Below are 21,609 nucleotides of genomic sequence, written 5' to 3' on the forward strand. Positions count from 1 at the left end.
GACATTTTTTGGGCGCAGTCCGGTTAGCCCTGCCGCTGCGCCAGCCCAGAACCCGCACAGTCAGCCAGAATGTCCGCTTCCAATCGTCCATTCCTCCCTCGCCTGCGCAGGGTTAGGCGGCGCGCCCGGTGGGCACGAAAGACGTTCTCGCGCGCACCACGGATGGTTCGGATCGCAGCCGGCCTGGCTATCCTGCTCGCGTCTCTCGCCCTCCTAAACATCGCCTACCACGTCATCCGCAAGCCCACCGAACTCTTCGTCTTCGTCGGCAATTCCCTCGACAAGGATCCATCCGAGACCTGGCGTCAGTACGGCCCCCTCTTCCGCACCTACTCCACGGCAACGATCACGCCCGAATTGCTGGCCGCGCTGGCGCAAATCGAGAGCTCCGGCAATCCGGTGGCGCGCACCTACTGGCGCTGGCGGTGGAGTTTCAATCCGCTGGCGATCTACCGGCCCGCCTCCAGCGCAGTCGGCCTCTTCCAGATGACCGATCCGGCCCTCGGCGAAGCCGCACGGTTCTGTGTCCGCGGCAACGCGGTCACGGAGACCGGTTGCGGGTCCGCGTCCCTCTACATTCGCACGATCCCGAGCCACGCCATCGAGCTGGCGTCGGCGTATCTGGACCGCAATGTCGCGCTGGTTCTCGCCCTCGCGGGCGATGTGAAGGCAAGCGCCCGGCAGAAGCAGGATCTGGCCGCCTTCATTCATCTCTGCGGCGCAGGACCCGCCACGGCCTATGCGCGCCGCAAGTTTCAGATTCTGCCCGGCGAGCGGTGCGGCGATCACCTCGCCGCAAGCTATGTCGCCAGGGTCAGCGCGATGAAGCGGCAGTTTTTGCGGCTTGCGGCGGATGACGGCGGTTAGTGCCGTAGGATGGGTAGAGCGAAGCGAAACCCATCAGTCCACGGATGGCTGTCGATGGGTTTCGCTTCGCTCTACCCATCCTACGCACCTCAGACTGTCGCTTCCGTATCCGGCATCGAACTCTTTCCGCCGTCCGAACCTCGCGTCTTCCTTCCCGCTGAAAAAATATCCTGCACCAGCCCAAGCTTCCCCAGCCCCAAAATGATCAACCCGTTGATGTCCACCTCGTACCACGCGTGCGACAGGTACGCGTCGCGCGGGAAGCGGTGGTGGTTGTTGTGCAGGCCTTCGCCGAAGGTGAGGATTGTGGTCACGAGCTCATTCGTGGTGCTGTCATTGGTGTCGAAGCGGCGGTAGCCCCAGCGGCCGTCGCTGTGGCAGACCGAGTTGACCAGCGAGGTGGCCATGGTCATGACGTAGCTGCGGAACAGGCCGGAGAACAGGATGCAGCCGATCATCGTGCGCACGCCGCCAAAGGCGTAGCCGAGGGCGGCGGGGATGATCAGCGCCGAGAGCGCGTACCAGTACCAGCGCGTCCTTGTGAAGAACATCGCGATCGGGTCGGCCAGGATGTCCTTGGCGTAGTATTCGGCGTCGGTGGTCTCCTTGTCCCACACCCAGCCGCCCTGCGTGTGGCCCATCCCCTTTGCAAAACTCTCGATGCGGTTGCCGGAGCCGTCATAGTAAGGGCTGTGGACGTCGCCGGGCCGGTCGGAGTGAAGATGGTGCCGGCGATGGTTGCTCACCCATTTCAGGATCGAGCCCTGCACCGCCATCGTGGCGATCGCGGCGAGGATCGTCCGCATCACCGGACCGCAGCGGTAGCTGCGGTGGACGAAGTAGCGATGCATGAAGCCGATGCCCATCGTGGTCAGCACGAACATGCCGGCGAAGACCGCGATCTCCACCCAGCCGATGCCATAGGTGAAGGCCCAGATCAGCGCCCCGATCGTGCCTCCGATCATCAGGGCGAACGAGATGTAGGAATCCCGAAATTTCGCGTCGACCACCGGGCCTTCGAACAGCAGGCCCGGCGGCATTTTCGCCTCCGCGCCCTGCTCCGGCGCCACGCCCTCGATTACGGTCATTTCAAACGGCCCACTTCCAAAGCACTTCTGCAACGTAGGGTACAGACGCGGATAATTTCTAGCAAGAACCCCATCGGCCGCTCGACTACCGAGGGAACCTGTCGGGTGGGTCAGCCCTGCGGACTGCGCGTAGCGCAGACCGCTTGGCGTAACCCACCCCACCCACTGCCGGCATCCGGCCAAATCTCATCACATGGCCGCCACGCAAGTGACAACCCACAATCGCGATTTCAGCGCAAACGCGACGGAGGTTGGCGGCTTCAGCGATATTCAGGAGCCATTTGCAATGTTGAGTTCGGTAGAAAATAAGCCAACGGGAAAATCCGGCCGGCGCGGCGGCAAGAAGAAGGCCGGGCAACGGACCAAAGCCGGCGAGCACCACGCAACTGCAGCGCATCCATCGCCGGATGCCTCGGCGGAGATCAGCCAAGAGAATAAGCAAGAGAACGAGCAAGAGAACAGGCAAGAAAACAGGCAAGAGACCGAGCAAGAGAACAAGCAAGAGACCAAGCAAGAGACCAAGCAAGAGGCAGAGACGAGCCGACTGATCGGTGCGCAGGTTCCCTCGGCTGTAACCTTGCCGTCCGGGATAGAGATCGCTGCAAGCGCGCCCGTCGCACCAAGGGAACCCTCCCAGGTCAGCCCGCAGGCGATTGCCGATGCCTATGGCGACTACATCAGGACGTCGCTTGAGCAAGCCTGGGCCTTCCTGGGACGGCTCGCGACGGCGCGCTCACCCGTCGAGGCCGTTGAGCTTCAGATGGCGTACGCGAAACAGGCGTGCGAATCCTTCGTCGCCAAATCCCAAGAGATCGCCGAGCTGCATGAACAAATGACCAGACAAAGGGTCATGCATTTTGAGGGGTTCGTGGCCAGGCTCACCCAGACGACGCTCGAAATCCGCGCAACACATCACTAAAGCTGAATGGCGTTGGGTTGAATCGAGTGCCGCAGGCTCGGTTCACCTCGCCCGCTTGCGGGAGGGGTCGGCGCGAAGCGCCGGGTGAGGGCTTTCTCCTCTAGGAGAGTGTCCCATTGCGGATGCACCCTCACCCCAACCCTCTCCCGCAAGCGGGAGAGGGAGCGCACCTCCCGTTGCAGCGATCAATCTCATCGCGCTTTAGCGGCGGCTGCGCATTTCGAGCCGCGTGGCCGGAAGCCCTCAGGGGTAGAACCCTTGCGAAACCCATCATACGACCATCGACGTTGATGGGCTTCGCTCCGCTCGGCCCATCCTACGAACAGCGCTTGCGCAGTCGCGGAGCCAACCCACCCTAAAGCATGATCCGGAAAAGTGCGAAGCGGTTTTCCGGAAAGATCATGCGTAAACAACAACCTAAAGCGCGATGACGATTCATCCAAATCTCATCGCGCTTTACGCTCACTCCGCCCCGCTCCCGCGCTCGCCATAATTTTACCTTTGCACACGCGTTGTGTCGGACAACGGCGAGACCTATCCTTGCAGCGATCGGACTGCCTCCCATTGACGCCCGACCGGATGGAGAGCGCATCGGTGCCTGAGACGAACGACCCCAAACCTGAGACCGACAGGCCGGATAACGCCAAGCCGGATAACGCCAAACCTGACGCCGCCAAGCCGGACGAGGCGCGCGTCGACGGCGGGCTGGCGCGGGCCTATGACCGGATCAAGAGCGCCGAGGAAGACCTTGCTCGGCTGGACCGGCTGGTTTCCGGAATGGAACGCGACAGCGAAAGCCCTGGGGTCTCGCACGCAAGCGCCGCTGCGACGGCAGCCGCAACCTCCGCAAACAAGGCGCCGACGCCGGATGCCAAGGCTCCCGATGACAAGGCTCCGGATGACAAGCATCAAGGCTTGAAGGGAGACCGGACCATGATGCGTGCCTTGGTCGGCCTCGTGCTGGCAATCGGCCTTCTCGGCGCGGCCTTCGCTTCGCAATATCGCGATGAGGCCAAATCGATCAGCGAGTCGATCGGCAAGTCGATCATGGCACGATTGGGTCCGCCGGCCACGAGCACACCCTCGCAAGCCTCCGCTGTGGCAAGTCCGGCGCAGCCGCCCGCCATGCTGCTGGCTGCGGCCGATGAGACGAGCCCGATGCCCGCGCCGCCGGTCGCCAAGGACACGCCAACCAAGGACACGCAAGCCAAGGACACGGAAAGCGTCCCCAAGCCCGGCGCCACGGCGCCTGAGGCGTCATCGGCCGATCTCGCGCAATCGCTCAAGGCCATCACGAGCGAGCTTGCGAGCATCAACGGCAAGCTCGAGCAACTGAAAAGCCGCAACGAGCAGACCCTGCGCGAGCAGGCCGACACCATTCAACAGCTCAAGGCGGCGCAGGAGAAGGATGCGGCGGAGACTGCGCGCCTCGCCGCGCAGGTCCAGACGTTGCAAACGCCGCCGACGGCGTCATCGGCGTCCACAGCCGCAAAGCCCGTCGTGCGCAGTGTGAACAGCGATATGGCTGCGCGTGCCCGGCCGCACGTACCAGACGCCGCGCCCCGGCGGCCCAGGCCGCCGCCGCGTGGCCGCTGGATGCCTCCGCCCTATATGGATCCCTATTACGGCGATCCGGATTGGTGAGCTCGAAGGCAGGCTGCAGTGCCGTAGGGTGGGCAAAGGCGCACTTGCGCCGTGCCCACGAGCAAGTTCTACGGACGGGAATGGTGGGCACGCTTCCGCCTTCGCTCTTCGAGCTACGGCGGACAAGTCGCTTTGCCCACCCTACGAGAGCCGGGCGCTACCACCAATACGGCCAGCGCCATCCCTCATAACGAACATATGACGACACGAACGGCGGGCCATAGGGATCGACGCGGTCGTCTTCAGGCCGATAACGATAGCGCGGAACGATATAGTAGTCCCACGGCGTCGGCCGCAGCACGGGCGCCGTCACGATGAGCCTCTCCTGTGGTGCGCGGACGACGACAGCCTTTCGCGTCCTGGCTTCAACACCTGTCGTTGCCAGGCTGCACAGCGCCACGGCCGTTCCGAGCGCACACGCGAGGGTCATTTTCTTCATGCGTTGATCTCCTTCGCGGGAAGAGTGCTCAAGGTTGCAAAGCAAGGCAAGCCAATTCGCTGTCAACTTGCTTGAATGAACGCTGTCGGCTCTGGCTCGCCGCCCGCTCCACGCACCCATCCCGGCCGCAACCTCGCGGGCATCGGCAGCGCGCCAGCGCTAGGTTCAACCGGCGCACCCCCTTGGATTGCAGGGGCCAATTAGACACGCTAGACGTTTGGTCATTGGTCAAAACGATTCGTATCTTTGGGGGATAGATGAACAAGTTGATGACGGCTTTCGTCGTGACGGTCTTGTCGGTGGGCATCTCGGCGGCCGGGGCTGCTCCCCTTTACGAGTGCGGCGGCAACCCCGCCTGCCAGGCCAAGCGCGATCGCATGTCCCGCGAGACCTATGATCGCAACATCAATCGGTGCCTCGCCGCTGCCGGGGCCACGCGCGAGCAGTGGCGCGCCCATGCCGTCCCGCGCCCGCAGGCGGACAAGGTCCGCGCCTGCCTGGAGGCGCACGGCTAATTCACCAAGTCGTGCGGCGGGCGAAGCCCTACGCCGCGTCGGCGTCCTCGGGCTCAGGCCCATAGGATGGGTAGAGCGTAGCGAAACCCATCCTATGCAGTCGCACTTGCCAAGCCGCGCTTCAGGCTGCCTGGCCGGTGCTTTGGGGCAGGTCGATATCCTTCCAGCTCGCATCGCTCTGATGGACGGCGAGAATGTTGATGCCGAGCGCCACCGCGTGATAGCCGTTGTCCTTCAGCCATTGCTCGAGTTGCCGGGTGTCCGTCTTGATCTTTTCGATCAGCAGGATCGGACGATACTTCCTGATCGTCGCCTGGGCACCGCTGAGGGCTTCCATCTCCATGCCCTCGATGTCGATCTTGATGAAATCGACCCGCGGCAAATCGAGTTCGTCCAGAGTCATTTTCCGGACCATGACGGTGTTCTCGGCGTAGTCGATCGCCTGACCGATGAATTCGGTGCTCGGGCGTGGCCGCAGCTCCAGGCTGCCGAAGCTGGACGGCGTGAAATAGTTGGGATTCGGAATTTGCATCGTGCCGGATTCGGACGACACGGCCGCATGCACCGCATGCGCATTGAAGCAGTTGTTGATGGCGATGTTGCCGGCCAGCGCGTAGAAGATCCGCTCCTGGGCCTCGACCGCAAGCACCGTGCCCCATCCCGTCATCGACGAGGCCCATTCGATCGTGTGCACGCCGATATTCGCGCCGCAGTCGATCGCGATCACTCCGTCACCGTGGTACTTTCGTCGCAGGGCCAGCAGTTCGAGCGCGACCTTGACTTCGAGCGGATCGAAGGCGGCCCCCTCCAGGATCTGATACCCCACGCCGTAGCCGCGGTCAGGCGCGAGCATGCGATAGTCGAAGCGATTGACGATCATCGTGCCGTGGTTGGACGAGGCCATGACAAAGGCCAGTTTTTGCCCCGCGATAGGCATAGCAGAATCTCCCCTTCACCCAGAGTAGACACCACTATCCCAGTGCGTGCTTATGCGAAGCTTGCCCGGAATCGGCGACCGGACGAGCACGCGTCCCCCGGATGAGCGCAGCGATGTCCGGGGAAATGTTCCACGGCAAAGGTCCCGGATATCGCGGAGCCTGTTATCAAGCGACGCGTTGCGCCGACCCGGTGGCTCATGCGGGCTACGGCTCCCTCACGCCGCGTCGGCGTCCTCGGGCGCAGGCCCTGTCACGAGCCCGTCGAGACTGACCATCAGCAAATCGGCGATGTGCATCAGCTGGTAGAGCGGAATGTCCGCCTCGCCCGTCTCGGCCTGCAACACGAACGCGGGCGACACGCCGATGCGCTCGGCGAGCTGGGTTTCGGTGTAGCCGCGGCTCTCGCGTGCGGCTTTCACACGCGCGCCGATGCCGAGCCGGTGCCGGGACTGCTCGTCCGCGGTCATCATGGCGGCCTGCTCCTCCGGGCTCGCATAACCGTCCGCGAACGCGGTGCCGATCAGCCGCTCCTTGCGCCAGGCGAGCCGGCAGGCCTTGCGCAGTCCGCTCGAGAAGATCACCGAAAACTGCTCCGGCACCCACGCCGAGCTGTTGAGCTGCAGGCGCGCGCCGGTACCGGAGACGTCGCGGATCGTGCAGGGCACGCTGATGACGCTGCCGGCGCCGTTGTCGAACTCGACAATGCCGGTCCGCAGCGTGTGATGCCTGACGGCGGCGCGATGATCGCTCATGACAGCTCCCGTAAGCTCGCGGCAGCGCCGGACGAGGCATCTGACGCGGCCGCAAATTCCGGACCGGAACCTAGCGCAGAGTTTTTCGCAAAACTCCTAATGTTCCACCGCCGCGCCCGCGACCGGCCGCGATGGTAAAGGATTTGCTCCCATCTGCAGCGGGGCGGGTCGCACAAGAACATTCACGAGAAGACCGACATGCCCGGGACAAGCCCGGCCATGACGATGTGGAAGCGACCGCGTCTCTCTCCGCCGTCATTCCGGGGCGCGACGAAGTCGCGAGCCCGGAATCCATAGCCACGAGCGGAAGGGATGACCCGTCACTATCGGCGCGCCCGTCTCGACGTCCTGTGGTTATGGATTCCGGGCTCGGCGCTGCGCGCCGCCCCGGAATGACGGCGGGGAGAGTTCGGTGCACAGAGATACAATCTGTCCGTCATGCCCGGGCTTGTCCCGGGCATCCACGTTCTTTGTGCCGGCTTTGTGCCGGCAAGGCGTGGATGGCCGGGACAAGCCCGGCCATGACGCTGTGGAACCTTCGGTGCCCAAATCGTTGGGCCACATACGCCCCCACCATCCGTGCCCGCCTACTCGCGCGCGCGGCGCAGCGCGTCCTCCAGCTTCCGCCTTTGCTTGTCCCAGCGGGTCTGCTCGGCCTCAGCGCGCTCGTCGATTGCGGCGCGCTCGGCCTCGATCGCCTCGATGCGCGCTGCGTGCACCCGCCTCGCCTCCTCCAGTGCCGCTTCGGCCGCGGCGACGGCCTTGTCCCGGCGCGCACGCGCCTTGGCGTGGGCCGCCTCCTCCTTGCGGCGCTCGGCTTCGCGCCGCCGCTCCTCTTTCTCAAACGCCGCGGCGGCCTTGCGCGCGGCCTCGTCGTCGGCCTTGCGCGATATCTTGTGTGCGGTCCTGACGGGACGCTTCTTCGACTCCGCCTTGGGCTTGCGTTTGGGCCTGCGTTTGGGCTTGGCCTCGTCGTCGGCGAGATCGGTCGGCAGCTGCGCGTTCTCGGTGAACGGATCGTCCGAGCCGACCGGGCGTCTCAGCACGACGCCGGGACTTGCCATCGTCGCCGCGACGACATCGGGGTCGTCGGTCTCCTTCGCAACGCCCTGATGGAAGAGATTGGAGCTCGCGCCCCACGCCTCCAGCGCCGCCTTCATCGAGGGTGCGGCGACCGCCTGGTCGTAAAAGCCGAGCGAGGTCTGGTACGTCCTCAGTTTTCTCTGCGGTTTTGTCTTCGGCTTGTCTGGCATGTCGCTCCGCGGCCCTGGCGCAGCAACAAGCTCCCGTCGCACCGCCACCACCTTGGCATCATGCCCCTGTTTTGCCCGACGGGTCAAACACTATTTCGGTATCGCCGAAGTCGCTCGACCCAGGGCAATCGCGATTAACATCGGAGCTTTGGGCTGCCAGGCCCCCACAGCGTCATGGCCGGGCTCGTTGTTTAGTCCGGAGACATGGCTGACACCTGTTCGGACACATCACTGACAGGTTGGTCGTTGGTCAAGTCGATCGATGCGACCTGCCAGCTGGCGAAGAAGATTCCGTAATGGCCGTCGCGGTCCAGCGGGCGGATCGCGAGATGTTCGCGTGCGAAGGCCTGGGGAACCTTCCAAAATCGTCCCTTGAAAGAGATATAGGGTCTGGTCGATGAGACCCTGCGCACGATCTCTGTGCTGTCGTATTCGACCTTCGGAATGCGCGCCGGCATGGCACGGGCGCTCGGCCGGAAGCGATCGGCGGGGACGTGCATATCGATGCCTTGGTGGGGGCGCTCCAGATTGTAGACCGGTCGCCAGGCGTCGAAGGCGCGCTGGACTTCCGCGAGGGTACGGAAGCGACGCATGGCAAAAACCTCGGCCTTCAGGGTGCGATGGAAGCGTTCGTTCTTGCCGCGGGCCTGCGGGTGACATGGCCTGGCGTGCACCACCCTGACGCCGAGCTTGAGCAGCCACACCTTCAGTCCGGTCCAACGAACGCCGGACGTATCGCCCCAAGGTGAGCCGTTATCGGTGTAGAAGGCCTCCGGCAGGCCATAGCAGCGGAACGTCGCCGTCAGGTGATCCTGCACGGTGAGACGCTGCTCGTCGGCGCAGGCCTTCAGGCACAAGACATAGCGCGAGTGATCGTCGACGACGGTCAGCGGATGGCACCGTGTCCCGTTGGCGAGCGGCAGGTGGCCCTTGAAGTCCATCTGCCACAGCAGATTGGGAGCTTCCTTCTCGAAGCGGTGCCCCGGATTGGGTGGCGCAGTCTCACTCGGTGTGACCCGGCCGTTCCGGCACAGGATCCGGTGCACCGTTGACGGCACCGGCACCGTCTGGCCATCCCGCTTCAGGCAATGGGCGATCTTGCGTGCGCCCCAGGCGGGATGCTTGTCCCGCACAGCCAGAACCTGTGCCTCGACCGCAGCCTTGCTGCGCTTGGGCATCGCATGCGGGCACCGGGAACGGTCGGCCAGCTCCCGATCGCCAGCCTGCCAGCGCCGCAACCACTTGTAACCGACATCAGGACTGATGTTGAACCGACGGCAGAGCTCGCGCCGGTTGACGCCTTCCTGCAAAGCCAGCCGCACGAACTCGTGGCGCTGATCCATTGCTGACACCTCACTCCAAGGCATGGACGGCCTCCCGAATCGGACCAATCCAGCCAATGTTGATGTGTCAGCTATGTCTCCGAACACCCGTCAGTGATCTGTCCGGGCTAAACACTCGTCCCGGCCATCCACGCCTTGCCCGGTGTTGAAATCCCAGTTGTTTTCTACTGTGCATGGGGTTGTTTTCGAACTTTTGCCGGCCTGGCCTCGCGACGACGCTACGATCCCGCATCGAGCAGCGCGTCATATCCCTTGGCGCTGAACGCCAAGAGACAAAACCCGTGCCCGAACGGATCGGCCAGCATCGCGATCCGCCCATAGGGCGCATCGCGCGCAGGCACCTCCAGCACCGCGCCGGCTGCGAGCGCACGCGCGACCGCGGCATCGACATCGTCGACGACGACGTCGACATGCAGCGGCGTCCAGTGCCGCTCGTAGCGGCGGCGGTCACCGCCAGCGCCGATCGTGCCGGCCGCTTTGCTGAGCAGATACACCGGCGCCGGCCAGCCGTTGAGCTCGACGAAGTCGGTGCCGAAGCGGCGGCCAACCGTCAGGCCGAAGGCTGAGGTGTAGAAGGTCGTGGCGGCGGCGACGTCGGGAACGTCGATGTTGAGGAGCATGGTCATCGGGGCAGCGTAGCCCGGATAGCGCAACGCGCAATCCGGGATGGTGCCGCACCTGTCCCGGGATTACGCTTGCGCTCCATCCGGGCTACGTCGGCCTTTATGGAATCTCGTACACCGACACCCGCTCCGCGATGCCGCTCAGCGCGACGCTGCGGCGGGTCGGGACGAGGCCGCCGGCCTCAAGCAGGCTGCGCGCCTCGGCATTCTCCACCACCTGCTCCGTCACCACGATCGAGCGCGAGGCGGCGAGGCCCTGGACGCGCGAGGCGATGTTGACGGTCTGGCCGAAATAATCCTGCTGGCCGTTGAGCGTGACCGCAAGGCACGATCCCTCGTGGATGCCCATCTTCAGGAGCAGGCCCTGCTGCTGGCGCTGCGCCCCGAGCTCGCTCATGGCCTCGCGCATGCGGATCGCGGCAGCGATCGCCCGGTCGGGAGTCTCGAACGTCGCCATCACGGCATCGCCGATGGTCTTGACCACGGCGCCGCGCTCGGCGGCGATGATCTCCTGCAGCAGGCGGAAATGCTCGTTGACCAGATCGAAGGCAACGAGGTCGCCGACATGCTCATAGAGGCCGGTGGAATCCTTGAGGTCGGAGAACAGGAAGGTCAGGCTCAAAATCTTCAGGCGCTGGCCGATGGCGAGCGTCTCGGTGCGATACAGATCGCGGAAGGTCTGGTTGGTGAGCAGCCGCTTTGCGGTGAGGCTGGGCCTCCGCCGCGTCAGGACGGCATCGAGTCGCCCGTCCGCGACCCACACCGCCGGCAGCACGCGCGTATCGGTGCGGTTCTCCAAGGTGAGCCTGAGCGCGCCGGGCCGAAGCGTGACCGCGTCGACGGGCACGTCGGCCTTGCTGAAGATCAGCGCGAGGTTCTGGCGCTCGCTGGTCTCCTCGCCCTTGACCTCGATGAATTGCGCCGTGTGCGTCACCGGATCGAACAGGATCAGCATGCCCGCTCGAATGTGGAGCGACAGGATCGCCCGCTCGCCCGACGGCAGGTCGACGGCTTCGAGCGTGAGCTCACGCATGAGCGCATCGACATCCGTGGGCAGGTCGATCGCCGAGCTCCAGAACACCTGGCGATAATATTCGGCGAGCGACAGCTCGTCGGCATTGTGGGCGGCGATCTTGCGCACGCGCGGGCTGACCGTGAAGGTCACCTCGACCAGATTGTCCAGCGTCGTCTCATAGCCCGCCGCGCAGAACGCGCAGTGATACTGCGCGCTGTTGACGGTCTTCAGACTCTTGTTGGCGGAGAGCACGCCGGCGCAGCTTGGGCACATCACACTCCAGGTCATCTCGAGGATGCCGAGCCCGACCGCGCGCAGCAGGCCGCCGATCACCTCCTCCTCGTCGAGGCTGGCCTCGCCGGCCAGATGCAGCGGGTTGATCTTGGAGAGCGCATGGTCGGGCGCCTCCCGCACCATGCGCTCGATGAGGTCGGCAACTTTCTCGTCGACCGACTGGCGCAGCACACCGAACAGCGTTTCGATCTCGCTCATGCAATGATTTTACGTGAAAGGGGGCGGCGCGGAAATCCGCGTTCCCCATAGCTATGCCGGCGGTGGCGGGGCACAAGCACTAGCAGCCAATTGCCGCCTCACGATGACGGGAGGTTGATCCCTCGACGGGAATCAGCGCTGCCGTTGCGCCAGGTAAAATCCGCACAGCACCGTGCCAAGTCCCGCCAGTTGCAACGTGGTCGGGGCCTCGCCGAGCAGCAGCCAGCCGACCAGCAGCGTCAGGGCCGGCACGATCGCCGGGAACACGGCAGCGCGGGCAACGCCGAGACGCTGGACCGAGACCGCGTAGAGATAGAGCGCGGCGGGCCCGGCGAGCACGCCCTGCGCCAGCGCCTGGATCGCGTTCTCGCTGATGCCAATTGCTGCCAGCCTGGCGAGGCCCCCGGTGGCGAGGTAGATCGGCAGCAGGAGCAGCGACAGCACGTTGATGACCAGCGCGGCCGAGACCGCCGAGACGCGCCAGTGCCGTAGCAGCGCGCCGAAGCCGGCGAACATCAGCCCGGTCAGCACGAAGATCAGATCGCCCTGCACCCCGTCGGCCCCGATATGGCCGATCGATTCGGCGCCGATCACACCGAGCCCGCCGACGATGACGAGGGCACCGACCAGCCGCGAGGCGGAGATCCTCTCTTTGAGGAACAATGCCGCCAGCAGCAGGCCGCCGAGCGTGGCGCAAGAGGGCTGGATCACGCTGCCATGGCCGAGCGGCACGAACATGAAACCGGCATAGGAGATCAGCGCCATCACGGGGCCGCCGAGCACCATCAGCGCAAGGCCCCTGCCCCAGCCGATGCCGCAGAGATCGGAGATTCCGGCGCGCAAGACCAGCGGCAGGAAGGCAATGCCCGACCAGACGTAGCGATGCACGAGCAGATCGACCGGCGTGAAGCCGACCTTCAACCCGTGCCGCGTGCCGGCAAAGCCCAGCGCCCAGAACAGCGCTGCCGACAGGCCGCAGACGACGCCCAGCAGCGCCGGTGTCGCATCATTGTTGTGAGCGAGAGCGTCAGCGCCGCTCGTCCGCTGATCCATGGGGCAAGCCTTATGTCAGGGGGCCGTGCTGCTCAACCCACGTGACTGCAAGGCTGGCACGCAGCCATGATGCGAAGCTTCGCAGCCCGGATCAGCGCGCTTCTAGGCTGTCACGCGCCGCGGCGCGCTCGATGAAGACTCTGTGGTGACGCTCGCAATACGGCTCGGAATCTCCTCGCGCCATCTGGCGCGGTTGTTCAAGCGCCATGTCGGCGCGACGCCGCTTCAACGCCGACTTCGCCGAGCTCTACGGGAGATCGCCATCGAGCCTGCGTTCATCGAACAATGCGCAGCCGGCTTTAGAAAAACCCGGGGCTGAGATCGAGCCCGTAGGTCAGGCTCAGCACGAACACGAACAGAGCGGCGGCTGCGAACAAGGCGAGATGCTTGAGAATGAACGAACGCGGCGAAGCGGTGGCAATAACGGCTTTCTGCGCAACAGGCATGACGAACTCCATTATGAAAACGATTCTTGGCCGCCAATGAGCAGCGCCCGCATCAAGCACCGCGACCTGCAAAGCAACTATTAAAGAGATCACACTCGTTTTGAACGGCGGTACACAACACGCATGTTGCGAAGAACTTTTTCGCCGACGAATTCTCAGTGAGCGCATCGACACGCAACGTGCGATGGATCATCGCGCGCAAAAAAAGGCCGGGACGAGCCCGGCCATGATGTCGCGGAAAGTTTTGGAACCAAGCTCTCGGGCTCGGTGCGATGTCGACTTAACGGGCCGACCCCGTGGTCACGGTCGCGGTCTTCACCTTGCGCGGGGTCAGGACGCTGACCTGGAGCGCCGTCACGCTGGTGGCGGGCGCCGCGACCTGCTGCTCGACATTCTTGGCGCCGAGCACGCTCACCTGCACGGGCGACGCCGGAATGCCATTGGCCTCATAGGCCGGCAGTTCGCCGGCGAAGGTGGCAGTCGAGCCCGCGATGGCGAGGGCCGCAACTGCGATCGACAAAGTCTTCTTGTTCATGGTGATGCTCCTGGAAGAAGTGCGGAGCACATGTAAGCCTGATTTGCTGCATTGCGATATGCATTGCTGCAACGCAATATCGCGCACCATGCATGGCGATATGCCTAACGCGCCCAACTCCTGGACGCGTTCCGGCGAAGGCTTAACCGCCCATCACGTTGCCCCAGCCGTCGAAAACATAGGCCTTCCAGACCACCGTTCCATCGCCGCGCAACCGGCTGGCCCGGCGATAATCGTCGGCCTGATCGGCGGTCCAGGTGATGATCGCGCCGGAAACGCGATCGTGCAGGATGGCGGGCTCGGTGGGATCGAAGGCGTCCATGGGACGAAGCGAGGAATGCGTCATGACCGATCAACGCGCCTGCGACAACAAGGTTGCCGCAAGGCGCCCGGGCAAAACGCCGCGCATCCTCCGCGTCGTCATTTGCGAGCGCAATGACGAAGGGAGCCCGCGTAACGCCCTATTTCAAGGCCGTTGCCAGCGCTTGCAGCTTTGCGACGAGATTGGTCCCGAGTGCATAAATCACTTCGATGATGGCGAGCGCGATGCCCGCTGCAATCAGGCCGTATTCGATTGCGGTGGCGCCGGATTCATCGGCGGCGAAAGCGGCCAGCGTGGATCTCAATTTCACTATTGCATCCTTCCCAACTCTACCGGACGTTGCCGGCGCGGGAGAGATGCACCTGATCAATCCAAGATTGAGTAAATCCAGCCCCCTCAATTTGTTGACAAAGAACCTTGAATTTGCGGACCTTTTCCGGTGTCCCAGCCCTGGAACCGCGATGGAACCCGCGTTGCTGTTGTGCAACACCCACGCGAAAAGCCCAAACTAGGCCATTTGCGCCATTGCGCCGCCACATCGTCCCCCGAACAATCGACGCTGCTACATGCCTTTCCGTGCAAGACTGTTTGCATCAAGACTGTTCGGACAAGACGGGTTTTGAACAGAACCGTTTGGAGGCAGGGATCATGAACGATCGGCGGTCTCTTCTTGTGGCTGTCGCGTGCCCTTCGGCCGTGATGGTCGGCTGGCTGGCGCTCTCCCTCTCCGCCTACGCTCCGGCGCTCATCGAGAACAGCGGCGCCGACGCGGCCTCGGTGTCCCGTACGAAAGATCTTACTCGTCTCGAACTCGCCGATGTTCCGCGCGCAGCCACCATTGAGGATGGCATCGCGCTGACGGCCGACATCGCAGCGGCCGCCGCGGTGGCCCCACAAATCGCGGAAGCAGCGGCGCCCGCGGAGCCCGCCCCCGCCGTCAAGCTCGCTTCGGCTGATCCGGCGCTGATCCTGCCGGCGGAACCGCCGCCCACCCCGCAGATTTCGCCTGAACCGGAGCCCGTGGTTAGCGAGGCTCCGCCTGCACCGGCGCCGGAGCCCGTCAAGATTGCATCCGCCGATCCCACTGAGATCGTGACCACCGACGAACCGTCGCCCGCGGAAATTGCGGGCGGTCCCGCCCCGGCGCCAAGCAAGGCATCGCCGCCGGCCGACACCGTCGCCGTGCTCGACGAATGCTTCGTCATCGATGTCTGCATCGACCGCTATCTCTGGACCCTCTACCAGCGCACGCCCAAGGAAGACTCCATCAAGGTGCAGGAGCGCCGCGCCGTCACCATCAAGCGCAGGGGCAAAACGGTCACAGTGATGCGCAGCTTCACCAAGCTGGTCGACGAGGATTTCGGCTGGAAGGACCCGAAGGCAGCCGAGCACGCCGGCATGTCGATGATGGACTATGTCATCGGCGGCATGGACAAGAGCTTCAAGCGAAAACTGTTCCGCGCGCTGCTCGCCGCCGAAGCCGCCGGCCTCTCCCCCGGCATCACCAGTGCGTTCCGCGACGACTATCGCCAGTCGATCGCGAGCGGCCTGAAGGCCGCCTCCGACCGCTCCTACCACGGCGGCAGCACGCGCGGCGGCTACGGCCACGGCATGGCGGCCGACATCGTCAGCACCCAGGGTAACAATCGCGCGCAGCGCTGGGTCTCCACTGAAATCCTGTGGAAGTGGGTCGACGCCAACGGCAAGGCGCTCGGCATCGGCCGGCCCTATCTCGACCGCGATCCGCCGCATGTCGGCCCGATCGACGGCAAGGAGTACATCTCGAAGCGTGGCGGCGCGAGCGACCGCAAGGAAGCCGCGAACACCAGGTCCAAGAAGGCGCGGGCTGTGGCCAGCACCAAGCCGTCGAAGTCGAAGGCGCATGCTGCGCGCGAGCAGAAGAGCCCGGCCAAGCCGCAGAAGTCGGCGCAATCCGCCGGCAAGCGCACGACCTGATCCGTTACGATTTGGGCTCCGGAATCGGCAGCGGCACGAGACGCATCTCGGCAGTGCCGGATTCCTGCGTGCGCACCAGCACCGCAAAGATGGTGTCGACGGCGAGCCGCACCGCTGCCTCCATCGCTTGGCCCTTGGCCAGATGCGCCGCGATCAGGCCGGTGAGGAGATCGCCGGTGCCGTAGGGACGGATCGGCAGACGCGGCGTCGCAAAGCGCGACAATTGCCCATCCGCGCACAAGATCGTCTCTACCTGCCCCGCCGGCGTGTCGGCGAGCGCGCAGCCGGTGGCGACGACGTCGATGCGGCCGGTCCCTGCGAGCGCCGCACATGCCGCGCGCAGGCCTTTCGCATCCGCAATCGTGATGCCCGACAGCAGTTCGAGCTCGAACTGGTTCGGCGTGGCGATCTTCGCGGCCGGCAGCAGCCGGTGTTGCACCACATCCAGAATGCCGTCGGCGACATAGACGCGGCCATCGTCGCCGATCACGGGATCGCAGAGATAGACCAGCTTCGAATTGCGCGTGAGCGCCCGCTCGACAAAATCGGCGATCATAGCGGCATTGCCGACCGAGCCGAGATAGCCGGTGACGAGCACGGCCGCCTCATCGACGAGACCGCGCTCCTCGACGCCCATCAGGAGATCGGCGACGAGCTCGGTCTCCAGCACACGTCCGCGCAGGGTCGGATAGCGCGGATGGTTCGACAGCAGCGTCGTCGGCACCGCCGCGACGTTCACGCCCTCCGCCTGCATGGCATAGGCGGCCGCGCTGTTGCCGACATGGCCGTGGACCACCTGGCTTTGAATGGAGATCACGAGCATGCGGAGGTCCGTACGGTCAAAAGCTGGATGTGGCAAGCTATGGGACCTCATACCCGAGCTCCGGCCGCAGCGCCCGCATCTTCCGTGCCAGCCGCCGGTGTCCGCTCTCCTCCGACCGCGCCAGCTGGTTTGCCACCGCGACATGGTCCGCATCGGGTTTGTGCTGATTGAGCTTGGCCTGTCCCTCGATCTGGTCCACCACGAGATCGACGACGCGGATCGCAGCCAGCATGCTCTCGCGCTTGCCACCTTCCATCTGAGCGAGGTCCCAGGGCTGTTTCGGAAGCCGCGCCTCGGAGACCGCCAGCAGCGCATCGCCATGTCCGCGGTTCTCATCGAGCCCGCGCAACTGCGCCACGCCCGACAGGTGCACGGCCTCGTAGAGCCAGGTCGAGACGTTGTCGCGCGAAGCATACCAGTCGTTCGAGATGTAGGCGTCGTCGCCGGCAACGATCAGCAGGAAGCGCCGCGAGCCATCCGCCAGCGCGACCAGCGGATTCTTCGCCGTAAAGTGAATCTGCACGATCGCGCGCCCCTCGCGCCGATGCAGCACGAACGGCACGTGCGAGGCGCGTGGTCCGCGCTCATCCGCCGCCACGATCATACCGAAGCCGCGCTCCCCGGCAAATTCCAGCGCGCGCTGCTCCTCGATGCGGAATTGGGGACGGAGGACATGCATGGCGGCGCTCGGACTGGACGAAGGACGATGCGAGGCTAACCCATCATGCCCCGGACTCCGAAACGATATTGGTCCGCAAATGCGGATGTCAGGAATGATCCCGGCCGCGTGCGAGCTCCGCGAGATAGGCGCAGAACATGTCGGCCAACCCGTCGGCATGATGCGCGATCTCGGCCTCGCTGCGCAGTGTCTCCGAAAACCGCTTGCCGACCTCGCTCAATGTCGTCTTGACCAGCTCGCCAGCGAGGATACGTGTCGCATCCGAGGCCTTGGGCAGCGCCTCCCGCATGAAGGCCGCGACGATGCCCTCGCCCGCGGCCCGCGCGTCCTGCGCCTCGGGCGCGTCGCGATAGAGCGGCGCGGCATCGCTAAGCGCCGTGCGGATCGCAGCCTCCTCGCACTCGGAGCGGATGAAGGCATGGACCAGCGCACGCAGCCGCGCCAGAGGCGGCCTCGCCCGGTCTTCGAGAATGCCGCGCAGCATTTCGCTCGTGCGCCGCCACTCGTCGCTCTGGAGGCGGAACAGGATCGCCGCCTTGTTCGGAAAGTATTGGTAGAGCGACCCGACGCTCACCCCGGCCCGCTCCGCTACCCGCGCCGTGGTGAAACGCTGCGCCCCTTCCTTCGCCAGGACCTGAACAGCGGCATCCAGAATGGCCGCCACGAGCTCGTTGGAACGGGCCTGTTGCGGCTGTTTTCGTGAGGAAACTGAACGGCTTCGACGATCGGCCATGGCATGCCCGGGCAATGCGAATAGGAAATGCGACGAATTAGTCGTATTTCAGGCTCCGCGCAAGCATGCGCTTTCCCACCGATCCCGGAGACCTCGAATGACCACCCCGATCATCACATCGCTTGCGCCGCTGCTGGACCGCCTGTTCCTCGAGGCCGACGCCGCAAGCGGCACGACGCAAGCCGCTTTCGCCGACCTGTCTGATGCCGACCGGGCGCGGATGATGCGGAGCAAGACCGATTACGCCGAGCTCTATGGCCGGCTGAAGGACGCACCGCTCGCGGTGTCGCGCGAGACCGGCATGCTGCTCTACATGCTGACGCGCGGCTCCCGCGCCAAGGCGATCGTCGAGTTCGGCACCTCGTTCGGACTCTCGACCCTGCACCTTGCCGCGGGCTTGCGCGACAATGGCGGCGGCCGCCTCATCACCAGCGAGTTCGAGCCCTCCAAGGCTGCGCGGGCACGGGAGAACCTGTCGGCCGGCGGGCTGATCGATCTCGTCGAAATCCGCGAGGGCGATGCGCTGAAGACGCTTCGCACGGATCTGCCCGAGACGATCGATCTCGTGCTGCTCGACGGCGCCAAGGCGCTCTACCCGGAGATCCTGGATCTGGTCGAAGGCCATCTCAGGCCGGGCGCGATCGTCGTCGCCGACAATGCCGACTTCAGCCCCGACTACCTCGCACGCGTGCGCAGGTCCGGCAGCGGCTACATGTCCACAGCCTTTGCCGACGACGTCGAACTCTCCGTGCGGATCAACTAGCGCGAGCCGGAGCCGCTACGACCATCCGAAGCCGCCGCACGCCGTGCGGCGGCTTCGTGCCGTGATCCACGCCTGTCGCAGGCGCGTCACTCACACGTGATAAGTCGTGCAGCCAAAAGCTACGTCCTGCGTGCTAAACATACCTACCGCGCGGTATCTTTCGACCCGGAAACCACCCGATTGCCCATGACCTCCGCCTTCAATGCCTACGCAGCGCTTGCCCTCGCCATCGTGTTCGAGGTCACGGCGTCCGCCTTCCTCCAGCAGTCCGCGCAGTTCACGCGACCCTGGCCGACGCTGGCCATGGTGCTGTTCTACGTGGCCTCGTTCTACGCGCTGTCGGTGGCAATCCGGGTCATTCCCCTCAGCATCGCCTATGCGATCTGGGGCGGCGTCGGCATCATCCTGACCGCCACTGTCTCGTTCGTGCTGTTCCGCCAGATGCTGGACGCCGCGGCCTTTGTCGGCATCGCGCTCATCGTATCGGGGGTCGTGGTGATCAACCTGTTCTCGGAGACCACGGTGCATTGATGGCGGAAAGCGCCTACACCCGCGCCAAGCAGCCCGAGCAGGTGCGGCGCGCCCTGCTCGACTGCGCCGCGGCGATCGCCATGGACCATGGCGTGCCGGGCGTCACTGTGCAGGCGGTGGCGGCGGCGGCCGGCGTCACCAAAGGCGGACTATTTCATCATTTCGGCAGCAAGCAGGCGCTGATCGAGGGGCTGTTCGCCGACCTCCTCTCCCGCGTGGATGCCGAGATCGACGCCGCCATCGAGGCCGATCCCAAGCCGCGCGGCAGCTTCACGCGCGCCTATGTCAATGCGGTGTTCACCGGCAAGGCGTTCGGCTTCGCAACGCCCTGGGCCGCGCTGAGCATGGTCGTCGTCACCGATCCGTCATTGCGCCGGCTCTGGAACGACTGGATGAAGGCGCGCCTGAAGCGCCATCGCGCGACTGACGCAACCCCCGAGCTCCATGTCGTCCGCCTCGCCGCCGACGGCGCCTGGCTGTCCTATGTCACGACGGGACAAACGCGGATCAACGCCGACCTTCGCGCCGTGCACGATCGCCTGATCGCGCAGACCTATCGGCGCACCTAGCGCACTCCAGCCGGGCTACGGGCTCTGAACCGGCTTTGGCGGACGCGACACCAGCTTGGAAGGCTTTGCGCGATGCTTGCCCGCGGCGCTTGACGGCGGCCCATCGACGGATTCCAGATAGGCCGCGAGCGCCCTGGCGGAGTCCGGGCTGGTTGCGTAATGGTCCTTCAGGAACCAGGCGAGAGTCACACTGAAGCGACCCTTCGCCAATCCCCGCGGGCTGCGATGGCACGTCGCGCAGCCGTCCGCAAAGAGTTTTGCGGGCGATTTGCCGGCGTCAAGATTCTGTGCGGACGCGACCGTCGCTGTCAGTGCGGCGGCGACTGTGAGAGTCATCAAGGGCGCGATTATCTCGCGCCCCGGTCGGAATAGCGAAATCAAGTCTGGTCCCCTAGCCCCGTCGCGCGGTCACGCCGCCAACAACTGATCGAATTCGGGCGGAGTATATGACTTGCCGTCCTGGTCGGTGATGACAACCTGCCATCCCTCGCTCGCCCACACCTTCGCCTTCGCCACGATCAACAACCGGCTCTCGCGGGCAAAACTGCACTTCTCGTTGTCGCGTTCTGCGACCATCTTATAGGCCAATGCGCATCCCCTTGCGTTGCCCTGCCACCCGTTCCCCTCGTGGCAGCGGGCTTTGGCGGCAATTCGCCGGGAGCGTGGCAATTTGGTGCCAACCACGGCAGCATTGTGCCTGGGTCCTGCCTGAACGAAGAAGGTTGATCATGTCAGGCGTCAAAAACGCGATTCTGCTTGTCGCGAGCTTGCTTGTCGTGAGCCTGCTTGGCGCGGGATTGCCGGCCGAGGCGCAGACCTACGATCCGCGTTATCCGGTCTGCATCGAGGTCTATACCCTCGACGGCAGTTCCATCGCTTGCAGTTTCATGTCGATGGCACAATGCGCGGCGACCGCATCCGGGCAGTCCGCCCAGTGCTACGCCAATCCCTATGCTATGCAAGATCGCCAGCCGGGCCCGGGCCCATCGCCGCCGCGACGGAACCGCTAAGCGCCTGCAATCCGCTCAGTGCACGCGGATCACGTGAGGGCGGCCGAGATCGATCAGCCCCTGCACCGCCGAGAGGCGATCATCCAGGGCTGCGATGGTGAGCAGCAGATTGTTGCGACGCTCGTCGAGCATGCCGATCTCGGCGCCAGTGAGCTTGGAGCTCGCCCGCTCCTTGTGAATCCCGTCAAGGGATTTGCGCAGTCCGGCGATCAGGCCGGCCAGCTGCTTGGCCTTCTTGGTCATCGAACGCTTCGCGACATTTTGGCGGCGCGTTTCCGCCTGGCTCTGTCTCATCGTCATC

At 64.7% G+C, this 21,609-nt stretch carries 28 protein-coding genes; 10 read left to right on the plus strand and 18 right to left on the minus strand.

Going from position 1 to position 21,609, the window contains the following annotated elements; translation table 11 throughout:
• Window positions 1–69 precede the first annotated feature (69 nt).
• Window positions 70–867 (plus strand): transglycosylase SLT domain-containing protein, encoded by a 798-nt coding sequence (locus tag QA642_RS26560; RefSeq protein ID WP_283079484.1) that lies wholly within the window; start codon window positions 70–72, stop codon window positions 865–867.
• Window positions 868–956: 89 nt separating this feature from the next.
• On the opposite strand, the gene QA642_RS26565 is transcribed toward QA642_RS26560, so the two are convergent.
• Window positions 957–1,955 (minus strand): acyl-CoA desaturase, encoded by a 999-nt coding sequence (locus QA642_RS26565; protein ID WP_283079485.1) that lies wholly within the window; start codon window positions 1,953–1,955, stop codon window positions 957–959.
• A gap of 193 nt (window positions 1,956–2,148) precedes the next feature.
• Here QA642_RS26565 and QA642_RS26570 point away from each other — a divergent pair, with 193 nt between their 5' ends.
• Window positions 2,149–2,874 carry a phasin family protein gene (locus tag QA642_RS26570; protein WP_283079486.1) on the plus strand — a complete coding sequence of 242 codons (726 nt, stop codon included), beginning with the start codon at window positions 2,149–2,151 and terminating at the stop codon, window positions 2,872–2,874.
• A 579-nt stretch (window positions 2,875–3,453) separates the two neighbouring features.
• A complete protein-coding gene (locus QA642_RS26575; protein WP_283086983.1) occupies window positions 3,454–4,518 on the plus strand; it encodes a hypothetical protein in 1,065 nt (354 codons plus the stop codon).
• Between the two features lie 157 nt (window positions 4,519–4,675).
• On the opposite strand, the gene QA642_RS26580 is transcribed toward QA642_RS26575, so the two are convergent.
• Entirely contained in the window at window positions 4,676–4,957 is a 282-nt protein-coding gene (locus tag QA642_RS26580) for a hypothetical protein (RefSeq protein ID WP_283079487.1), read from the minus strand.
• A 257-nt stretch (window positions 4,958–5,214) separates the two neighbouring features.
• Here QA642_RS26580 and QA642_RS26585 point away from each other — a divergent pair, with 257 nt between their 5' ends.
• Entirely contained in the window at window positions 5,215–5,472 is a 258-nt protein-coding gene (locus tag QA642_RS26585; protein WP_283079488.1) for a hypothetical protein, read from the plus strand.
• 121 nt (window positions 5,473–5,593) lie between these two features.
• Here QA642_RS26585 and QA642_RS26590 read toward each other — a convergent pair whose 3' ends face one another.
• The 7 genes from QA642_RS26590 to QA642_RS26620 all read right to left on the minus strand — a co-directional run bounded on the left by QA642_RS26590 (window position 5,594) and on the right by QA642_RS26620 (window position 12,941).
• Entirely contained in the window at window positions 5,594–6,409 is an 816-nt protein-coding gene (locus QA642_RS26590; RefSeq protein ID WP_283079489.1) for an FkbM family methyltransferase, read from the minus strand.
• A gap of 216 nt (window positions 6,410–6,625) precedes the next feature.
• Window positions 6,626–7,162, minus strand: a complete 537-nt coding sequence (locus tag QA642_RS26595) for a helix-turn-helix transcriptional regulator (protein WP_283079490.1) — start codon at window positions 7,160–7,162, stop codon at window positions 6,626–6,628.
• A gap of 587 nt (window positions 7,163–7,749) precedes the next feature.
• Window positions 7,750–8,415 carry a cell envelope biogenesis protein TolA gene (locus QA642_RS26600; protein WP_283079491.1) on the minus strand — a complete coding sequence of 222 codons (666 nt, stop codon included), beginning with the start codon at window positions 8,413–8,415 and terminating at the stop codon, window positions 7,750–7,752.
• 191 nt (window positions 8,416–8,606) lie between these two features.
• Complete coding sequence (locus tag QA642_RS26605) at window positions 8,607–9,782, minus strand: IS481 family transposase (protein WP_283079492.1); 1,176 nt, start codon at window positions 9,780–9,782, stop codon at window positions 8,607–8,609.
• A 194-nt stretch (window positions 9,783–9,976) separates the two neighbouring features.
• On the minus strand, window positions 9,977–10,384 hold the full coding sequence (locus tag QA642_RS26610; RefSeq protein ID WP_283079493.1) for a VOC family protein: 408 nt from the start codon (window positions 10,382–10,384) through the stop codon (window positions 9,977–9,979).
• A 97-nt stretch (window positions 10,385–10,481) separates the two neighbouring features.
• Window positions 10,482–11,888, minus strand: a complete 1,407-nt coding sequence (locus QA642_RS26615) for an adenylate/guanylate cyclase domain-containing protein (RefSeq protein ID WP_283079494.1) — start codon at window positions 11,886–11,888, stop codon at window positions 10,482–10,484.
• A 132-nt stretch (window positions 11,889–12,020) separates the two neighbouring features.
• The gene (locus QA642_RS26620) at window positions 12,021–12,941 is read right to left on the minus strand and encodes a DMT family transporter (protein ID WP_283079495.1); all 921 of its coding nucleotides are present in this window, start codon (window positions 12,939–12,941) and stop codon (window positions 12,021–12,023) included.
• A 206-nt stretch (window positions 12,942–13,147) separates the two neighbouring features.
• Between QA642_RS26620 and QA642_RS26625 the strand changes: the two genes are divergently transcribed.
• Window positions 13,148–13,471 carry a hypothetical protein gene (locus QA642_RS26625; protein WP_283087150.1) on the plus strand — a complete coding sequence of 108 codons (324 nt, stop codon included), beginning with the start codon at window positions 13,148–13,150 and terminating at the stop codon, window positions 13,469–13,471.
• A gap of 196 nt (window positions 13,472–13,667) precedes the next feature.
• Here QA642_RS26625 and QA642_RS26630 read toward each other — a convergent pair whose 3' ends face one another.
• The 3 genes from QA642_RS26630 to QA642_RS26640 all read right to left on the minus strand — a co-directional run bounded on the left by QA642_RS26630 (window position 13,668) and on the right by QA642_RS26640 (window position 14,554).
• Window positions 13,668–13,922, minus strand: coding sequence for a hypothetical protein (locus tag QA642_RS26630; protein ID WP_283079496.1), 255 nt, complete (start codon window positions 13,920–13,922; stop codon window positions 13,668–13,670).
• 142 nt (window positions 13,923–14,064) lie between these two features.
• On the minus strand, window positions 14,065–14,268 hold the full coding sequence (locus tag QA642_RS26635) for a hypothetical protein (RefSeq protein WP_283079497.1): 204 nt from the start codon (window positions 14,266–14,268) through the stop codon (window positions 14,065–14,067).
• A 115-nt stretch (window positions 14,269–14,383) separates the two neighbouring features.
• Window positions 14,384–14,554: a Flp family type IVb pilin gene (locus tag QA642_RS26640; RefSeq protein ID WP_283079498.1), complete on the minus strand. Its 171-nt coding sequence runs from the start codon at window positions 14,552–14,554 to the stop codon at window positions 14,384–14,386.
• A 338-nt stretch (window positions 14,555–14,892) separates the two neighbouring features.
• On the opposite strand from QA642_RS26640, the gene QA642_RS26645 reads away from it, so the two are divergent.
• Window positions 14,893–16,200 (plus strand): hypothetical protein, encoded by a 1,308-nt coding sequence (locus QA642_RS26645; RefSeq protein ID WP_283079499.1) that lies wholly within the window; start codon window positions 14,893–14,895, stop codon window positions 16,198–16,200.
• 4 nt (window positions 16,201–16,204) lie between these two features.
• On the opposite strand, the gene pdxY is transcribed toward QA642_RS26645, so the two are convergent.
• The 3 genes from pdxY to QA642_RS26660 all read right to left on the minus strand — a co-directional run bounded on the left by pdxY (window position 16,205) and on the right by QA642_RS26660 (window position 18,435).
• Window positions 16,205–17,023 (minus strand): pyridoxal kinase, encoded by an 819-nt coding sequence (pdxY, locus tag QA642_RS26650; protein ID WP_283079500.1) that lies wholly within the window; start codon window positions 17,021–17,023, stop codon window positions 16,205–16,207.
• A 37-nt stretch (window positions 17,024–17,060) separates the two neighbouring features.
• Complete coding sequence (locus QA642_RS26655) at window positions 17,061–17,702, minus strand: FMN-binding negative transcriptional regulator (protein WP_283079501.1); 642 nt, start codon at window positions 17,700–17,702, stop codon at window positions 17,061–17,063.
• An 88-nt stretch (window positions 17,703–17,790) separates the two neighbouring features.
• Complete coding sequence (locus QA642_RS26660) at window positions 17,791–18,435, minus strand: TetR family transcriptional regulator (protein WP_283079502.1); 645 nt, start codon at window positions 18,433–18,435, stop codon at window positions 17,791–17,793.
• Window positions 18,436–18,532: 97 nt separating this feature from the next.
• Here QA642_RS26660 and QA642_RS26665 point away from each other — a divergent pair, with 97 nt between their 5' ends.
• The 3 genes from QA642_RS26665 (at window position 18,533) to QA642_RS26675 (ending at window position 20,298) form a co-directional block, all read left to right on the plus strand.
• The gene (locus QA642_RS26665; RefSeq protein ID WP_283079503.1) at window positions 18,533–19,198 is read left to right on the plus strand and encodes a class I SAM-dependent methyltransferase; all 666 of its coding nucleotides are present in this window, start codon (window positions 18,533–18,535) and stop codon (window positions 19,196–19,198) included.
• Between the two features lie 186 nt (window positions 19,199–19,384).
• Entirely contained in the window at window positions 19,385–19,729 is a 345-nt protein-coding gene (locus QA642_RS26670; protein ID WP_283079504.1) for a multidrug efflux SMR transporter, read from the plus strand.
• Window positions 19,729–20,298 (plus strand): TetR family transcriptional regulator, encoded by a 570-nt coding sequence (locus QA642_RS26675; RefSeq protein WP_283086984.1) that lies wholly within the window; start codon window positions 19,729–19,731, stop codon window positions 20,296–20,298. The genes QA642_RS26670 and QA642_RS26675 overlap by 1 nt, the downstream gene beginning before the upstream one ends.
• Window positions 20,299–20,313: 15 nt before the next feature.
• On the opposite strand, the gene QA642_RS26680 is transcribed toward QA642_RS26675, so the two are convergent.
• Window positions 20,314–20,634 (minus strand): hypothetical protein, encoded by a 321-nt coding sequence (locus QA642_RS26680; protein ID WP_283079505.1) that lies wholly within the window; start codon window positions 20,632–20,634, stop codon window positions 20,314–20,316.
• A 72-nt stretch (window positions 20,635–20,706) separates the two neighbouring features.
• A complete protein-coding gene (locus QA642_RS26685; protein WP_283079506.1) occupies window positions 20,707–20,886 on the minus strand; it encodes a hypothetical protein in 180 nt (59 codons plus the stop codon).
• A 140-nt stretch (window positions 20,887–21,026) separates the two neighbouring features.
• Here QA642_RS26685 and QA642_RS26690 point away from each other — a divergent pair, with 140 nt between their 5' ends.
• Complete coding sequence (locus QA642_RS26690) at window positions 21,027–21,308, plus strand: DUF3551 domain-containing protein (protein ID WP_283079507.1); 282 nt, start codon at window positions 21,027–21,029, stop codon at window positions 21,306–21,308.
• Window positions 21,309–21,323: 15 nt separating this feature from the next.
• Here QA642_RS26690 and QA642_RS26695 read toward each other — a convergent pair whose 3' ends face one another.
• A complete protein-coding gene (locus QA642_RS26695; RefSeq protein ID WP_283079508.1) occupies window positions 21,324–21,602 on the minus strand; it encodes a hypothetical protein in 279 nt (92 codons plus the stop codon).
• Window positions 21,603–21,609: the final 7 nt, after the last annotated feature.

The sequence above is a fragment of the Bradyrhizobium sp. CB2312 genome (assembly GCF_029714425.1).
Lineage (GTDB): Bacteria > Pseudomonadota > Alphaproteobacteria > Rhizobiales > Xanthobacteraceae > Bradyrhizobium.

Excerpts from the sequence above, each read along its gene's own strand:
- QA642_RS26560 (WP_283079484.1), top strand. The coding sequence starts at position 70 with ATGTCCGCTTCCAATCGTCCATTCCTCCCTCGCCTGCGCAGGGTTAGG.
- QA642_RS26565 (WP_283079485.1), bottom strand. The coding sequence starts at position 1,955 with ATGACCGTAATCGAGGGCGTGGCGCCGGAGCAGGGCGCGGAGGCGAAA.
- QA642_RS26570 (WP_283079486.1), top strand. The coding sequence starts at position 2,149 with ATGGCCGCCACGCAAGTGACAACCCACAATCGCGATTTCAGCGCAAAC.
- QA642_RS26575 (WP_283086983.1), top strand. The coding sequence starts at position 3,454 with ATGGAGAGCGCATCGGTGCCTGAGACGAACGACCCCAAACCTGAGACC.
- QA642_RS26580 (WP_283079487.1), bottom strand. The coding sequence starts at position 4,957 with ATGAAGAAAATGACCCTCGCGTGTGCGCTCGGAACGGCCGTGGCGCTG.
- QA642_RS26585 (WP_283079488.1), top strand. The coding sequence starts at position 5,215 with ATGAACAAGTTGATGACGGCTTTCGTCGTGACGGTCTTGTCGGTGGGC.
- QA642_RS26590 (WP_283079489.1), bottom strand. The coding sequence starts at position 6,409 with ATGCCTATCGCGGGGCAAAAACTGGCCTTTGTCATGGCCTCGTCCAAC.
- QA642_RS26595 (WP_283079490.1), bottom strand. The coding sequence starts at position 7,162 with ATGAGCGATCATCGCGCCGCCGTCAGGCATCACACGCTGCGGACCGGC.
- QA642_RS26600 (WP_283079491.1), bottom strand. The coding sequence starts at position 8,415 with ATGCCAGACAAGCCGAAGACAAAACCGCAGAGAAAACTGAGGACGTAC.
- QA642_RS26605 (WP_283079492.1), bottom strand. The coding sequence starts at position 9,782 with ATGCCTTGGAGTGAGGTGTCAGCAATGGATCAGCGCCACGAGTTCGTG.
- QA642_RS26610 (WP_283079493.1), bottom strand. The coding sequence starts at position 10,384 with ATGACCATGCTCCTCAACATCGACGTTCCCGACGTCGCCGCCGCCACG.
- QA642_RS26615 (WP_283079494.1), bottom strand. The coding sequence starts at position 11,888 with ATGAGCGAGATCGAAACGCTGTTCGGTGTGCTGCGCCAGTCGGTCGAC.
- QA642_RS26620 (WP_283079495.1), bottom strand. The coding sequence starts at position 12,941 with ATGGATCAGCGGACGAGCGGCGCTGACGCTCTCGCTCACAACAATGAT.
- QA642_RS26625 (WP_283087150.1), top strand. The coding sequence starts at position 13,148 with ATGTCGGCGCGACGCCGCTTCAACGCCGACTTCGCCGAGCTCTACGGG.
- QA642_RS26630 (WP_283079496.1), bottom strand. The coding sequence starts at position 13,922 with ATGAACAAGAAGACTTTGTCGATCGCAGTTGCGGCCCTCGCCATCGCG.
- QA642_RS26635 (WP_283079497.1), bottom strand. The coding sequence starts at position 14,268 with ATGACGCATTCCTCGCTTCGTCCCATGGACGCCTTCGATCCCACCGAG.
- QA642_RS26645 (WP_283079499.1), top strand. The coding sequence starts at position 14,893 with ATGAACGATCGGCGGTCTCTTCTTGTGGCTGTCGCGTGCCCTTCGGCC.
- pdxY (WP_283079500.1), bottom strand. The coding sequence starts at position 17,023 with ATGCTCGTGATCTCCATTCAAAGCCAGGTGGTCCACGGCCATGTCGGC.
- QA642_RS26655 (WP_283079501.1), bottom strand. The coding sequence starts at position 17,702 with ATGCATGTCCTCCGTCCCCAATTCCGCATCGAGGAGCAGCGCGCGCTG.
- QA642_RS26660 (WP_283079502.1), bottom strand. The coding sequence starts at position 18,435 with ATGGCCGATCGTCGAAGCCGTTCAGTTTCCTCACGAAAACAGCCGCAA.
- QA642_RS26665 (WP_283079503.1), top strand. The coding sequence starts at position 18,533 with ATGACCACCCCGATCATCACATCGCTTGCGCCGCTGCTGGACCGCCTG.
- QA642_RS26670 (WP_283079504.1), top strand. The coding sequence starts at position 19,385 with ATGACCTCCGCCTTCAATGCCTACGCAGCGCTTGCCCTCGCCATCGTG.
- QA642_RS26675 (WP_283086984.1), top strand. The coding sequence starts at position 19,729 with ATGGCGGAAAGCGCCTACACCCGCGCCAAGCAGCCCGAGCAGGTGCGG.
- QA642_RS26680 (WP_283079505.1), bottom strand. The coding sequence starts at position 20,634 with ATGACTCTCACAGTCGCCGCCGCACTGACAGCGACGGTCGCGTCCGCA.
- QA642_RS26690 (WP_283079507.1), top strand. The coding sequence starts at position 21,027 with ATGTCAGGCGTCAAAAACGCGATTCTGCTTGTCGCGAGCTTGCTTGTC.
- QA642_RS26695 (WP_283079508.1), bottom strand. The coding sequence starts at position 21,602 with ATGAGACAGAGCCAGGCGGAAACGCGCCGCCAAAATGTCGCGAAGCGT.